The following is a 14638-nucleotide window of genomic DNA, read 5'->3' as shown; positions in this document are numbered from 1 at the left end:
CGTACGACGTTGCCTGAGAAGCCAGGCGAGGTGCCTACGAGACCTCGTGTCTGCTGTGTAGTGTGGCTAGAAGAGTTGCTCTCTAAACAGTCACGCCACACGGCATACATGCTCACCATGCGTCACTCGCGTGGTGAGCATGAGGCTCACACCACCCAAGGAAAGGGGGTATCTCACCTGGGCTTTGGTGCAGCGTGCATCGAGTGCTCCAGCAACAGACACCCTCTGAGGCATGTGCCTGATGGGTGGCGCCGCAAGGGAGTGCTCTCCAACAACAGCTGAACAGATGGGAAGGGAAATTGAGAAGAGGTGATGGGCTTTGCATGAAGAAAGGAGGTATCAATGTTGTGGTTGTCTGCATACCACCTTTCCTGCGTCCTCAATACAGTGGGTAACGACGGTGGCATGGTTTCACGTTTGTGTCAATGCCAATGGATGCGATACAATACATTGTCTGTTTTTTTGAGAGAAAGAGGAAGAGATGGGTATGCCAGGCGAGTCCCAAGAGGGACAAAGGATCGTATCCTCGATTCAGGAACATGTGGCACAAGTGCGGCGTTTGCTCGGTGATGCTCTGCCAGCCAGGGCGCTGTTCGAACGCTATAGGCCAGAGCGAGAGTGGTTTTTGCAACCTGATTGCGCCGAAGATATTCATGGTATCGATCACGAAGCACGTGTTCTGATCTGGCAAGAACTCTTGGCACGTCTGCTCATTAAAGGTGGCGCAGCACTTGATCAAGAAGCCTTGCGCTGGGCTGCCGCAACGCACGATACACAACGTGTTTCTCATGGCATCGATTTTCCCCATGGGCAGCGAGCAGCCGCCTGGGTCAAGCGACATCTTCTTCATCGCATCCCCGTAGATTCGCTTGATACTGTCCTATATCTGAATATCTGGCATGTGCCTTTTGATGATCAAGCACCAGAGATGACGCCCGAACTGGCCGTGTTTAAGGATGCTGACAGCTTGGATCGTGTGCGTATCGACGACTTGAATGCGCGTTATCTGCGCTGTCATTACTCACAGACGCTTTTACAATACCTGGCGCAGGAGCTGTTTGACCGGAGCGAGGCCAAACGCTGGAGTGAGGGATATGCCACCTTTGATTGCGTGTGCGCGGCGGCAATGGACATGGGGCTGATTCGCCCAGATTGACCCCGACCTCCATCCAATGAAGCATTTGAACGCATCGGCCTGTTCGTGCTCACGAGCGGCAACGGCGCTTGCATGTGCTCTTTGTATCCCCAAAGATGAACGAGCGTCACATCGTGCCGACACATATCGCCTGACGCTCTCTTCTCGTCATCAGATCGTCGAGTTGCTCCAGCACGTTTTGGTCAGTTAGCATTCTGGTGGAAGAAGAGATGGCGCATTTGTCATCCAATGAGCAGTGATCGGGGCTGACCTGGGTTTGACATCCTTTGTGGTCCTCTCTAACGGGGAAGTCGTTGGCAACCCCAGGTTCTTCCACAAGGATGAGAAGAAACTCGCCAAAGCCCAACGCCATCATGCCAGGAAGCAGAAAGGCTCCAAGAACCGAGAGAAGGCCCGTCTCAAGGTGGCTCGTTTGCATGCCCGTATCGTTGACCGCCGCCGTGACGCGCCTGCACAAGCTCTCGACCCGACTCATACGCGAGAACCCGTGTGATATGTGTTGAATCGTTGGCTGTGAAGAACATGCTCAAGAATGGCAAGCTCAGCAAGGCGATCAGCGATGTCGGATGGTCTGAGTTCGTGTCTCAACTCGGCTACAAAGCGGACTGGTATGGGCGAACGCTGGTCAAGATTGAACGTGGTATCCATCCAGCAAGCGCTGCTTCGCGTGTGGGAATGTGCTCGACGCCTTACCGCTTGAGATCCGTCACTGGGACTGCCCCCAGTGTGGGGTGCACCATGACCGTGATCCGCAACGCGGCCAAGAACATTGTGGCGGCTGGGCAAGCCATCCTGGCCTGTGGAGAGGCCGTCAGACCTGAGCGAGTTCCGTCTCGTTTGGGCAAGCCTCAGCGAAGCAGGAAACCCTCGAGGTGACTCGGGCAATCCCTTGCTCTTCAAGCATGGGGAGGATGTCAATTCTGATGGTGGCTGGTAAGATACCTTTGGCTACTTTCAAGCGTGTATTTCCAGCAAGCATAGACCTTTGTTTCCTGTTCTGGATTTATTCCTTGTAAGCGATTGAGATGCATATGAGCGAGACTTCTCAGTAGAAAATGCTCTGATTGCCATAGCTCTTTACGCAATGCCAATTCATGAAACACCTGAGCATTTTTTTGCAGTAGAGCAATATCGGACGCATTTATTTGTAGCAACGTTTCTTTCTGCTTCTTTACCTCTTCCGTAAAATATTGATTCCCTTCTGGCATAAAAAGCCCAAGTAACAATTTGCGCCTTAAGCGAAAAATATCTGCATATTCGTACCTATCCACGAGTTCTTGAGCAAAAGCAACGCGCTTCTCCCTATTCATCCCCCAGGCGGCGAAGAAGTGATCCAGACTCCATACCGCAGCAACGATAGAATCGAATGCCATGTGTTTAGCAGATTGAAGAGTAAGCAGATCACTCGCCATATTACTACTTGCACAAAAAATGTGTTCTATGAGAGGAAATGCAAGTGGACCACCATAACGTTCGACTTCTCGATTGTACTCCTCTACACGGACGCTCTGTATGAGCCCGTCACGGATCAGCTTTCGGCCCCATGCCAGAACAGCAAGAAGAAGTTGATCATGCTGTGAATGGGTTGCATGGAAACGTATTCGTACATGCGGATCTGGATCAGCATAACGAATAAAAAACCAGCAATCTATACGTTGTTGTTCTTGTAAAGAGATGACCAGGTTTTTGAGGGAGCCAGTGATAAGATCGTTCTGGCGCTTTGCTGGTATATAGAGCTTCAGTGACGTCCATTCATCCCCTGGTAACTGGCGTCTTTCCTCAAGACGTACAGCCAGATGAGGTTCAATGCGTTTCACATGCTTGCCTAAAAAATGTGTTGTATCGTTTTCTGTCAATGTATGGCGCAGAATGAGCGGAAGGATAATTTCGGCAACATAGGCTTCAGTGTTTGTATTCTGCAGCCAGAGGTGTTCTGCATCTGGAAACATTTCTTGCAAAAGGACACCGCTACTGACATGACTTTTACTGAGGGCACGTCGTAATTCAGCAAGAAAACCAGGATGCTCCAGATCAAGAAGAAAACGACTGTCATCCTCAACAAGATACACGAAACGAGGAACAGACCACTGGTTGCGCCATTGCTGTACACGAAGGAACCAGGAAGTATCTTCACACTCCAGGTGCTCTGGGAGGAGATCAAAAGCGCGTACTCTCCACTGAGCAGGAGAGAGCACAATCTGTTGGTAGATAACCCGAGGTAAAAATGGTGACGACCGGAGGCATCCCCAATCGAAGCCAGAGAGATGAGCATAGCCACTCGAAGAGGCATCGAGGAGAAAACGGCACAGAGGAGGTGTTCGCTCAATATTGAGCGCATGGCTTTGGCAGACCACTACTTCTTTTCCCAAACGGAGAGAACGAAGGTAGAAGCGGTCAGGGCGAACTCCAACGACAAGATCATCGAGAGAAATGCGATTCTCCGGCGTGACTGATGGCCATGTATTCATGACGATTTCATAGGAACGTAGTTGGGGGCGCAGCATAACATTCATATCGCGTTCCAGGGGGAATATATAATTAAGCTCAGCAAATACTACATCAGGGAAAAGTGCTTCTTCGGCCTTGATGTATTGTTTTAGAGCATCCAATTGTTTTTGGTTCATTATCTTATGGAAGCGCCCAAAAGTTCGCCCACCTGGCAAAAGTGCAGGTGGATTTGCCACAGCGAGACGCCAATTTCCAGTATCCAACGCCTCACGTGAGCGAGCGCAAATCTGAAAATAGAGTTCTACTGTACTGTAGGGAAGGGTATGAACCTTTGGAGTACACAATGCAAGCTGATCAAGCATGGACGCGTTCAACTCAATTTCCTGTACGCCCTTGTTGAGCGCCTCTGCGAACAAGGCTGTAAGAATTGCATCGTGTTGTGGGCCTTGGGAGGAAGCTAGAGTATGTGCGAAATGTTGCTGCCCTTCTCCCGTATATACATGTGGAAGGCCTAGTCCTATTTCCGGGCTGAGCAGTGTCAAGAGCGGAATTTCTGCATCCATACCATAGGTTTCTATGAATTTTTCATGATACTGACGGAGTGCACGGAAAGATGAGGAGAGGGGAGCTATACGTAACAATATTTCCGCCGCTTGAGATGCGGCATCACCTATTGCCTTGTTTAGGAGAGGTGCTTTGATGTTGATGGCAGTATCAATAGCATACGACGAAGGTCTGGTATGCCTATAGACCTTTTCCTGAGCCTCTCTCAATTGAGAGAGCGCCACAAAAGGATCTTCTGATTTCTGTTGATCTACACTGCGTGTAGATGTGACTACCTCACCAAGTGCCTGAGAGAGAGACTGCGCCCCTGGAATAGTCTGCAAGCGCTTAAGTACGTAAAGGAGAGGATCATTGTCAAGTAAGGAAGGACGCAGATCGGTGAGAAGAAAATCTCTATAGAGTAACGCTTGTAATATTCGATCAACTTGCTGCTCTGACATTTGCGGAAATGCCAGAAGGAGGCGACCGAGCAATGTATGATAGGGGAGAGGTCCTCCTATGGTTTGTATTAATTTTGTCTCCTGTAAGAGATACCTGACAGTTGGTGTTATCTGCAGTGTGGTCATGCGGATATTGCCATCTTTATCGGCATCTGTAAAAGGAATAACTGCTCTTGATCCGACACAATAGACAGATGGGTTGACTATGATATGAAGATGTGGGCGAATATCCTCATTCTGCTCCATGCTTTTCACGACTTCAAGGAGCCAACTTATATCCACGTTGCTACAAATTTGTTGCACTGGTTGCATCGCAACTTCTGCTGTTGTCTCGTCGGCCAGCATCCCTATAGCCATACCAGAGAATAAGCCAAAAGGAGTCGCACGAGTGCTCATACGCACAATGTAGCGTAAAAGGCTTGCATATACTCGCTCTTGACGACGAGAGGAAAAGGGTTGTTGCAGGTACTGCAGACTCTCAAAGAGAGAATGGCTCGCAACCAGGAGAGCCTGCGCAACTTCTGGACATTGTGCGACTGTTCTAAGCACCTTATTGGTTTCTTGAGCGACAGTTGCTAGAAGCTCCGCGAAATTCTCGTCATCCATCCTGTGGATAAGGCCATTCGCGGGAGCAACAAAGGAGCGGTAAACGTCGAAAGAAAGAACGGGGGTTCGTATCATAAAAAAGCCTGCTGGTGTATAGAGGGAACGTGCTTGCTGAGCGCTCTTGAGGGCCATCCTCTGGCTTTTTGACATCATCCATACGTCCCTTTCCTGTGAAGGGTATACACTACTTCTTATTTTCGTGTCCCGTAGTTATATGCACTGTCATACCACCAGAGCCAGAGTGGAAAGAACACAAAAAGTGCCATTGCCAAACAGAACAGACTATAGCTCCAGAGGCCGATAGAGCTTGATAAGATGATAGTATAATGCCAGCTTATAGATGCGATAAGAGAGGAAGAATAGGCAAGCGAAACAAAACCATAACAACCTAAAAAGAATTTTTCCCACCGTGTATGCCTAAACGTTTGCCTGCCCGGTGGTCTTTTGGTAATCCTTAGCGTGTAACTTATCTGTCGAATAGACGAGAAAAGGAGAAAAAAGGATTTACGCCTGAGGTTCTCAATACCAAGAAGGTCTGAGAGGAGATAATAGCCATCCAGCTTAAGAAGGGGATTAAAATTTGCCAGTGTGCGAATGAAGCCAACAAGAAGCATAAGTGTTATGCCGATAACAAACCAGTGAATATGAGAGGTAAAAGGCAGAAATAAAAGGGCACAAGAGGTCAGGAAGAAGTCCATTGCAATACCCGCTGCATGAGTGACAAGACGCTGGTGACGCCTGGAAAACATCCAGGCATCAGTAACATCGCAATACCAGCCGGGGCGGAAGTAGAATAAAGCCACGCCTATTCCCTGGACGCGTCCACCAAAATGTTTGCAGGCAAACCCATGTGCTAACTCATGAAGGGTACCAACAAAACAAAACAGTATCCATCCCAGGACAAGATATACCCAAAAATGAGCATTCAAAGTGGTCACTTCATTGAGTGTCGTTTGCAGAAGGGCAAAATTTTGCAAAGAGATAAAAAGCGCGCATGCATAGAGAATGAGTAAAAAAATCGCACACCAGGGCTGAAAAAGGTAGTGAAATCCGAATCGTTGATAGATACGATCCATCCAGGCATCGCTGGTGATGATATCCTTACGTATAAGGAGAAAGCGTTGCATAGAAGCTACCCAACCATATGCCCGTACGTGCTCTGATTTGACGTGCTGCAACGATGATGAGTGAGAAGCAAGCAGGCGCAAACGTGCAAGTTGATCAACGACATACTGCGTTTTTGTACTGTTTATAGCCAGCTCCAGGCTGATGTCTTCTACCGATTTGATCCCATCAAGAGCAAGCATAATACGGACTACTGATGCGCTTAAACGAAAGTAACGACCAGTTGTCTCATTTTTTACGACATATAACTGTGGTGAAATTTGAACATACGCCAGTCCCTTTTGTATTTGAGGATGCTGCCAGAGTTTTTCTTCTCCGTTTGGAGAAGAGGTGTCGGCCAATTTACCGTTATCATTGTTGAAGTCTCTCACTGTGCCTTTTTTCCTTCTCATTACTGAAGAATATTTCGGTCTGCGAAATAGTTTTTCTCTGGAAAGAGTCGGCCTAACCAGAGTATAAGCAAAATGCCTCCTGGGGAGAACGTCTCTCGAAGGCTAGCTCCTTTAGCTAGCCCCGGTTTCCCCAGTTCTCTTGGCTGATTCAAGAGAAGAGAGAGGTGAAACACCTTGCCCAATTGACCAGGTACTACCGTTTTTGCATTCAAAAGAATCTGGTGGTCTGAAACACGGACAATCGTCGTCTTGCTCGTGTGTATTCTGCTCCATGTGACCTGGTAGCATGTACCCTAAATGGTGAGTACTCTCTGGCTCGATAAGCTGCATAGGGCCAGAAAAATGCTCGTTTATGCATTCTCTTAACTGCCTGGTTATTGGTGAGGTGATATTCCAGAGAGTGATGAGCACCATACAGGCTTGTAGCTGGAGAGAGTACCGTTGATAAAAAGACGCTCTCTTCGATACCTGAGTATCGAGAAAGAAGTGGCTGAGTATATGTACTATTGTCTCAACCCAACGCCGCTGTTCCTGTGGATCCATCGATGCTTTAACGATAATTTGAACCAGAGGATGAACCGTAAGCATTTGTGTCTCAGGACAAACCTGTATCAGTGACGACCGTCGCAGGATTGATAAAGCTTCCTCATAGAGGAGTGGGCTGTTCGCATTCCCTCGAGATATGTGTGTAAGGCTCTCCAATACAAGCTCTTCAGGAAGAGTATCTGGATGGAGAAATGCACAGAAACGGAGGATCTCACGGGTTGCGGGAGAGGATTTTTCCAGTTCGTCGCATATGAGTGTCAGCATCGTACCTACGGAGTCTGGATGATCCAAACGACTCTCACCTCTTCTGTGTAGTAACATGGCCGGGTACTGTTGATACATAGCAAGATAGCGAGTGATCTGGCACCCTATTTCTTCGATATAGGTTCCCGCCTGATCAAGTGCAAGGGGTAAGCCGGAAACGAGCCAGGATAGTGTGTGGGCTGCCTTGATCTCGCGTGCACACCATTTCCGGGTGCTTGCCCTCCCTTGTATTCGGCGTAAGAGAAAAAGTGCGCCTTCCTCAGGGGTGAAGCCATGAAGCAGAATGTACTGAGCAACCTCTCCGAGTGAGGAACGTTGTGTGGTCAAAAGGATATGACCCGTCGCTTCAACTGGAATAACCTTGTTAATAACGTCCAAGTTTACGACATTATCTAAAATCACTAGCCACTCATCCTGATTCCGGAGCCATTGTTTTAATGTATCGCAAACACTTTCTTGCTCATGCTGACGCAGGTGGAGGGCATTTACAATACGTTTGCAATCTGTCACAAGTGATTCATGCGTATCAGCCTGTATCCAGATAATCAGGCGATAGACATTCCGAAAACGATACACATATTCAACGACCGTCTGTGTTTTTCCAATACCTCCCATTCCCCCTAACGCCAGAGCTGAGATCGATGTCATTTCGTTGTGTGTATGCAAAATAGTGGAGATGTGTGTAAGTAGCTCTTGCCGACCCGTAAAAAAGGGATTCCGTCGGTAGGGAACATTCCAGAAAAGAGAATGTCTTGCATTGATACACGCACTCTGCTTTTCTATAGGAGCGAGTCCTAATTCCTCCTTGCTCTTCTCAAAAAGCAAGCAGAGCTTCCTTACAAACTGCGCGCTTGGCGAAGAGACGCCACGTTCCCAGCGCCCCAACGTCTTGGGATCAGCAAGATCGAGCTGTTCAGCAACATAGGCTCTTGACCAACCATGCTTCTCGCGTTCAGACCGCAACGATTGATTCATCACATTTTTTCTTACCTGGTTCATCAAAACCTCCGCCTCTGGATACCCCTGCCCTTCTAGGCATGGGGAGGAAAGAGGCGTTCCTTTTTGGGGGCGTGGGGAGACTCTTCTCCCACACCAATTGACAAAACACGCTCTCTATGAGAGAGTATCTGTATGGATAGAACACTTGTTTTACAGCTTCAACCGACCCATGAGCAAGCCAAACACTTGCAGCAAACGGTGCAGGAGCATACTGCTTGCTTCAATGCCGTGGCCGATGAGGGCTTTACCTCTGGGTGCTGCAATGGGATTGAGTTGCACAAGCGCACCTACTATGATCTGCGTGCGCAGTATCCCCACCTGCCTGCGCAACTGGTGTGTGCCGCCCGCGTCAAAGCCACCGAAGCCGTCAAGAGTGCGCTTGATCGCCTCAAGAAGGGGCGCAAAGCGAGCGCTCCTCGCTCTCGTCTCTGTCCTATCCGCTATGACCAACGCTCCTACTGGGTCAAATGGAACTCGCACACCTGTAGCCTCGCCACTGTCGAAGGGCGTGTGCACCTCTCCTTCACGGTTCCCAAACATGCCCAGAAGTACATCGGTGGGAAGGTGTGCAGCGCTGATCTGTGCTCCCGCAAAGGGACATACACCCTGCACGTCGTCGTACATCTCCCAGATCCTCTTGTTCTCTCTTCTGATGACGTGATTGGTGTCGATCTTGGCCTCAATCACCCTGCTGTCACTTCCCATCGCCACTTCCTGGGAGAACGACGCTGGAAAGAGCAAGAGCTCCGTCTCTTCCGCCTCCGTCGCAAACTGCAAGCCAAAGGCACCAAGAGTGCGAAGCGCCACCTGCGCAAGCTCTCTGGCAAACTGTTTCGGCAACGCAAAGACCATGACCATGTCCTCTCCAAACGCATCGTCGAGCATGCCACTGCTGGTTCGACCATCGTGCTTGAGAACTTGACGCATATCCGTTCGCGTGCTCGCCTGCGCAAGGGAGAAGGGCAGCGCCGTCTCCATTCGTGGAGCTTTGCACAGTTTCACTCCTTTCTCTCATACAAGGCGCAAGAGAAAGGGATTGAGGTGGTGAAGGTGGACCCTCGCCACACCAGTCAAACCTGCTCTCGTTGTGGGCATCAGGCGCGCAACAATCGTCGTTCTCAAAGCCTTTTCCTCTGTCGCGCATGCGGGCTCAGCGTGCATGCTGACCTCAATGCCGCTCGCAATATCCGAGAGAAACACCTTGCCAGCCTTGGTACATCTTTGGCTGGTGGGTCGCAGTCAGACGGCCTCTCGTCTCAAGTGATCTAGCTTAGGGACAAGCCCCTTGCTTTAGCTATGGGGTATCTGACCCATATACAAAAGAGGCATACAATGAAGGGCGTACCTCTCCTTTGAGGGACTACACCAAGTGCTAGATCTAGTGTAGAGTGATCTTAGAGGCGAGATGAATATCACGTTCACTTATCTCGAAGATATCGTGCTAGCCCCTGCAAAATATCTCCTTCAACTTCATCCAGAATGACGTGACGGCAAAAATCGACCGGGGGTGAGTCCTTGTGGCGAGGAATGGCGCAGGTATACAGCTCGAAGAGGCCGAGAATCTTGCTGGTGGAGGCAGCTTTCTTGCCTTCGAGAATCCTGCTACGTGTTTGGTCGATGGCCTGCGTGATTAGGGACAGCATCCTCATGGCCTCGCGAAAGTGCCGCTGGGCTTCGGCAACATGTTGCTGGCTTGTGGGAAAGCCTTCGGGAAAGGTTTTGTGACAGGGGCTATTTCAGGGGCTAGCCTCTGGAGACGTTTCCAGCAAGTAAGAAGATCTTTTATACTTCTCACGAACCTTCACCAGTTACTATGGTTGTGCCTGTGTCATTTGGCAAGGAGGAAACTTGTGCAAGCCCTGGATATTCGCCCCAAAATCAATCAACACATAGCTTATATACTTGATAATGAAGAACTTCTCTTTGTAACTGATAAGCTATCTTTACGTTTCAAGGGGAAAGCTATTATTCGCTGGTTTGAGCGTTTTGGCCCTTATCTCAATGGAGAGTATACGCTGGAGGAGATCTGTCAGGGATTCAATCCTTCAGTACGTGAGCAAATTGCACGATTTGTTCACACGCTTATAGAAAAAGGCGTGCTTCATGATGTCATCCCTGAAGATGCCAGTTTGGTATCTCAGGCTGTCTCTCGTCACTTTCACTCTCAGATTGAGCTGCTCAATCATCTTACGCCAACACCGTTGCAGAGCTTCAATACCTTTCGCGAGAGTCGTGTCTTGCTCATGGGATCGGGCGATGCTTTGATCGCACTGAGTCTTTCATTGCTTCGCAATGGGCTGAAAACGCTTTCCATTTTGCCGACCGACCAAATAAATGATCACAAAAGCTACGTACCAGCATTGAATTCGCAGGTAGAGCATTTGCTCAAAAATGGGGTTGAAGCGAGTGTCTCTCTTATTGAGGAGACATTTCTGACTTCCTTTGAAGGCTTGAGGGACTACGATCTCGTGGTGTACTGCTCAGAGCGGAGTTCCCCGAAGATACTCTTTGAGTTGAATCGTCGTTGTGTTGATGAACACGTCGCATTTTTCCCTTCTTTTCTGTATGCAGGCACGTCTTTTATTGGTCCCTTTGTTTCTCCAGATAAGCCAACTCCATGTTGGGTATGTGCGCAGATGCGATTAACGGCCAATGAAACTGAGAAATACGGGGCAACATTCTGGCAGGCGCTTGCTCTGGGAGAAGGGCCCTGGCTTGAAGAGGGATCGGTCTCTTTTCCTGTCACACACATTCTGGGCAATACCCTGGCCTTTGAAGTGTTTCTCTCTCTTTCGGGCGCTCACTCTGCTTCTCCCGTTGGGAAGATGATCCAGCAGGACAGTGAAAGCTTAGAGGTGAGCAATGAACAACTTGTTCCCTATCCTCTCTGTCCTATCTGCTCGCATCCTGGCTCTTTCACGGATCCTCAGCAGTTGCTAGAGGTCGTTGCCGGGAATTACGATCGGCAGATGAACAGCCAGGAGCTGCTTGAGACGATAACTCCGTTAATTGTCCCTCATTTTGGTATCTTTCAAGCATGGCAAGATGAGCAGGCAGAACAATTACCGCTCAGGCGCGCGACACTGGTAATGGGATTTCCGCTCTCTTCATCCACAAGGCGGCAAGAGATAACCAGTTATAGCATAGAAAATTTGCGTGAGGCTCGTTGTTCGGCGTTCCTGGAGGCAACGCTCCGCTACAGTATGGCTCTTGCTGATACCAGAAAAATGCTTTGCATGAATACATACGAGCTTATCGATGCTCAGGAAAGAGTCATTGCCGAACAATCTCTAGCCATCTGGTCGGGCACTCACCTTCCTGATGCTGATGAGCGAAGGCAGTGGATACCAGCTTATTCCCTGAGTACAGAGAGCCTCTGTTGCGTCCCAGCCGCAGCTGTGTATGCATCCTTAGATCTCAATGGAGCGTTTGAGAAAACCGCTGCTGGTTTTGCGATAGGAACGACATTCCAGGAGGTGCTAACAAAGGGAACGCTTTCCGCTCTGGCGTATGTTCACATCACAGATGTTCTTGCAGGTCAGCAGCCACTCATCGAACTGACTGACGATGACCTGCCTCTCATTGATCCAGATGTCCTCTTTTTGCTGCGGAGTGCGCAACGCTTCGAACGATCATTTCGCATAGGGGAGCTTGTTCATACCTCTCCAATACATGTTGTCGTCATCCAGCTAGACGATGCAACTGCTGATGAGCGTGGTATCTCATGGGGGTATGGCCTTTCAGGGAATGACGCTGTCAAGATGGCGCTTGTTCATCTGGTCGCCCACCTCCAGGCACACAAAATGGGCCACAATTATGGCGGTAATGATACAGAACCCTTGCTAGAGCCGAAAGATATCGCTTCCACGGATTTTTTGTGGCAAAGACGTGCGGGAAGGATAGGGCAATCCCCAACCCCTTTGAGGTTCTCAAAAACTACCTACAGGAACAGAAGTATGAATCACTCTTCGTTGATATAACCCCCTCAGACATTCGAGCACAGGATGTGTTGATCAGTGGAAAGGTCTTATTGGCACGCCAGGATGCATCTCTCCTTTAACGTAAATACACCAGGCTGGATGATAAAAAGGAGTTTACAGTGTCGTACGTAATGCAGCAGAAAGACATTGCTATAGAGGCAAGTCTGAGTATACCCTCGTTTAATGAAACGCTCTCTCTCATCGAGCGGTATCTGACAGAACAAATCGCAGCCTATCGTCAGCAACTTTTGCTGCCCAAAGGGCAAACACTTATGTTCGATCTCTCCATACTTGACTTGTCGAAAAATGGCGACCAGCGAGCATCTACCAGCAGATGGCAGACCTATGATATGGTGTATCCCATTCGACTCGATCATGCACGCCTTCTTTTTGGCCCTCTCTATCGGCCTTCTCTCGGCGGTCCCTGTCCCCTGTGTTTAGAGCAACGCTGGAGCTTGAATCAAGCCTCCCTGATGTTGGAGCAAGGCGATGGGAGCCTGACCACTGCCCAGCGTATGCTTGCTACTGGACGCAGTCCCTGCCTGACTCCATTTACCCTGGAACTCATCTGGCAAATCACGGCATCTGTGTTCATGAGACCCATTGCTGAACACAGAGACACTCACCTGTATGCCCTTGAACTGGGATCGTCTACCCTTGCGAAATATCCACTCATTGCCGACTCGCTGTGTCCTGTTTGCGCAGAGGATCCTGCGAGCATCCCGCAAGGCCAGTTGCTTCATCTCTCATCACGTCCCAAACAGAGCGTTACTAATTATCATCCCATGAAAGCATCAAGCTATCATTTGCCTGAAGCTGCGTATATTAATCCCATCTGCGGGGTCCTTGGTACCGAGTATTATCTGGATGACGATCACACGATTGACACCCCCGTTCTGGGGCGGTTTGCTGTCCAGCACACTCATTCCTCCTCTTTCAAGGTTCATTGGGGAGGTCATGGGGGAAAATATAGCTTACAGACTGGCATGTTAGAAGGGCTGGAGCGCTATTCCTGCGTCCAACGAAGAGGAGAAGAAGAAACAGCCGTATTTGAGAGTTACAATAATCTCAATGCTCCTGCTTTACATCCTGCAGAGACGGGTCTCTATCAGCCAGCATTTTATCAAGCCAACGCCGACCATTTTACGGCATTTGATAGCAACGTCCCCATCCATTGGGTCTGGGGCTATTCCTTCCGCAAGGCACAACCTCTACTCGTGCCTGAGCAACTCATTTTTTCCGCCAGACGCAATGAACCCAAATTTGTGGGCACAAACTCAAGCGGGTGTGCCATTGGAGGGTCAGTCGAGGAGGCACTCTTGTTCGGCTTATTCGAGCTGATGGAGCGAGATGGACTCCTCTTGAGCTGGTATACCAAAACGGCTCCTCGCCGCGTAAATCTTTGGCAATGCCACGATCGCCAGATTCTGCATTTTCTGGATCGCTTTGAAAAAAGCGGCTACGATGTTCATCTTCTTGACACCAGGTTTGATCGAACCATTCCTTCCGTCACCGCGATTGCATCCTTACGCACATGCTCTTCCGAGCACTTGAAAATAGCGGTGAGTATCGGAGGTGGCGCAAGCCTCAATCCCGCAAAGGCGGTTCTTGCTGCACTGGCGGAAGCTGGTTACTGGATTGACAATGTGCATGTGGATGATCATCTTGAGAAGATGCAAGCACTGGCTCTTGATTATCGGAAAGTGATGTCAGTTGTGGATCACGGACTGGCCTATGGTCTTCCTGAGTCAGCTCCCAAGACGCACTTTCTTTCTCAGAATCCTCAGATTCGTTCTTTTGAGGAGTATTCGACTGAGCTGCTTGCGCACTGCCCACACACGCTTGATCTTCGAGATGATTTGCTTTACTGCATTCACAGCGTGCTTTCCATGGGTCTGGATGTCATCGCGGTCAACATACCCGGCTCCGAGCACGAACGAGCCGGGTTAAAGGTGTGTAAAGCCATTGTGCCAGGTCTGCTTCCAATCGACTTTGGAGGGATGAATGTTCGTGTTCTTGATCTCCCTCGCTTAAGGACGGCTCCGCGTGTCGCGGGCTATGTGGAGAGAGACTTTGATCCAGCACACTACAATCGTGATCCCCATCCATTTAGTTGAT

At 49.4% G+C, this 14638-nt stretch carries 10 protein-coding genes; 6 read left to right on the top strand and 4 right to left on the bottom strand.

Going from position 1 to position 14638, the window contains the following annotated elements:
- Window positions 1-487 precede the first annotated feature (487 nt).
- The 3 genes from K3T82_RS39450 (at window position 488) to K3T82_RS50940 (ending at window position 2032) form a co-directional block, all read left to right on the top strand.
- On the top strand, window positions 488-1156 hold the full coding sequence (locus tag K3T82_RS39450; RefSeq protein ID WP_220198981.1) for a hypothetical protein: 669 nt from the start codon (window positions 488-490) through the stop codon (window positions 1154-1156).
- Between the two features lie 235 nt (window positions 1157-1391).
- Window positions 1392-1649 carry a transposase gene (locus K3T82_RS48510; protein WP_307811338.1) on the top strand — a complete coding sequence of 86 codons (258 nt, stop codon included), beginning with the start codon at window positions 1392-1394 and terminating at the stop codon, window positions 1647-1649.
- A complete protein-coding gene (locus K3T82_RS50940; protein WP_476630042.1) occupies window positions 1646-2032 on the top strand; it encodes a hypothetical protein in 387 nt (128 codons plus the stop codon). The genes K3T82_RS48510 and K3T82_RS50940 overlap by 4 nt, the downstream gene beginning before the upstream one ends.
- 38 nt (window positions 2033-2070) lie before the next feature.
- Here the strand turns inward: K3T82_RS50940 and K3T82_RS39440 are convergent, their stop codons facing one another.
- From K3T82_RS39440 to K3T82_RS39430, 3 genes are all read right to left on the bottom strand, one after another.
- A complete protein-coding gene (locus K3T82_RS39440) occupies window positions 2071-5367 on the bottom strand; it encodes a lantibiotic dehydratase (protein WP_220198980.1) in 3297 nt (1098 codons plus the stop codon).
- Window positions 5368-5405: 38 nt separating this feature from the next.
- The gene (locus tag K3T82_RS39435; RefSeq protein WP_220198979.1) at window positions 5406-6710 is read right to left on the bottom strand and encodes a zinc metalloprotease; all 1305 of its coding nucleotides are present in this window, start codon (window positions 6708-6710) and stop codon (window positions 5406-5408) included.
- Between the two features lie 132 nt (window positions 6711-6842).
- A complete protein-coding gene (locus K3T82_RS39430) occupies window positions 6843-8516 on the bottom strand; it encodes an XRE family transcriptional regulator (protein WP_220198978.1) in 1674 nt (557 codons plus the stop codon).
- A 156-nt stretch (window positions 8517-8672) separates the two neighbouring features.
- Between K3T82_RS39430 and K3T82_RS39425 the strand changes: the two genes are divergently transcribed.
- A complete protein-coding gene (locus K3T82_RS39425) occupies window positions 8673-9809 on the top strand; it encodes an RNA-guided endonuclease InsQ/TnpB family protein (RefSeq protein WP_220198977.1) in 1137 nt (378 codons plus the stop codon).
- A 149-nt stretch (window positions 9810-9958) separates the two neighbouring features.
- On the opposite strand, the gene K3T82_RS39420 is transcribed toward K3T82_RS39425, so the two are convergent.
- Window positions 9959-10183, bottom strand: a complete 225-nt coding sequence (locus K3T82_RS39420) for a hypothetical protein (RefSeq protein ID WP_220198976.1) — start codon at window positions 10181-10183, stop codon at window positions 9959-9961.
- Between the two features lie 207 nt (window positions 10184-10390).
- On the opposite strand from K3T82_RS39420, the gene K3T82_RS39415 reads away from it, so the two are divergent.
- Together K3T82_RS39415 and K3T82_RS39410 are read left to right on the top strand one after the other, a co-directional pair.
- Window positions 10391-12520: a TOMM precursor leader peptide-binding protein gene (locus K3T82_RS39415; RefSeq protein WP_220198975.1), complete on the top strand. Its 2130-nt coding sequence runs from the start codon at window positions 10391-10393 to the stop codon at window positions 12518-12520.
- Window positions 12521-12639: 119 nt separating this feature from the next.
- A complete protein-coding gene (locus tag K3T82_RS39410; protein WP_220198974.1) occupies window positions 12640-14637 on the top strand; it encodes a TOMM precursor leader peptide-binding protein in 1998 nt (665 codons plus the stop codon).
- Window position 14638 lies beyond the last annotated feature (1 nt).

Source organism: Ktedonospora formicarum (assembly GCF_016587355.1).
GTDB lineage: Bacteria > Chloroflexota > Ktedonobacteria > Ktedonobacterales > Ktedonobacteraceae > Ktedonobacter > Ktedonobacter formicarum.
This window is presented reverse-complemented; position numbering and strand designations above follow the sequence as displayed.

Excerpts from the sequence above, each read along its gene's own strand:
- K3T82_RS39450 (WP_220198981.1), top strand. The coding sequence starts at position 488 with ATGCCAGGCGAGTCCCAAGAGGGACAAAGGATCGTATCCTCGATTCAG.
- K3T82_RS39440 (WP_220198980.1), bottom strand. The coding sequence starts at position 5,367 with ATGATGTCAAAAAGCCAGAGGATGGCCCTCAAGAGCGCTCAGCAAGCA.
- K3T82_RS39430 (WP_220198978.1), bottom strand. The coding sequence starts at position 8,516 with ATGAATCAATCGTTGCGGTCTGAACGCGAGAAGCATGGTTGGTCAAGA.
- K3T82_RS39425 (WP_220198977.1), top strand. The coding sequence starts at position 8,673 with ATGGATAGAACACTTGTTTTACAGCTTCAACCGACCCATGAGCAAGCC.
- K3T82_RS39420 (WP_220198976.1), bottom strand. The coding sequence starts at position 10,183 with ATGCTGTCCCTAATCACGCAGGCCATCGACCAAACACGTAGCAGGATT.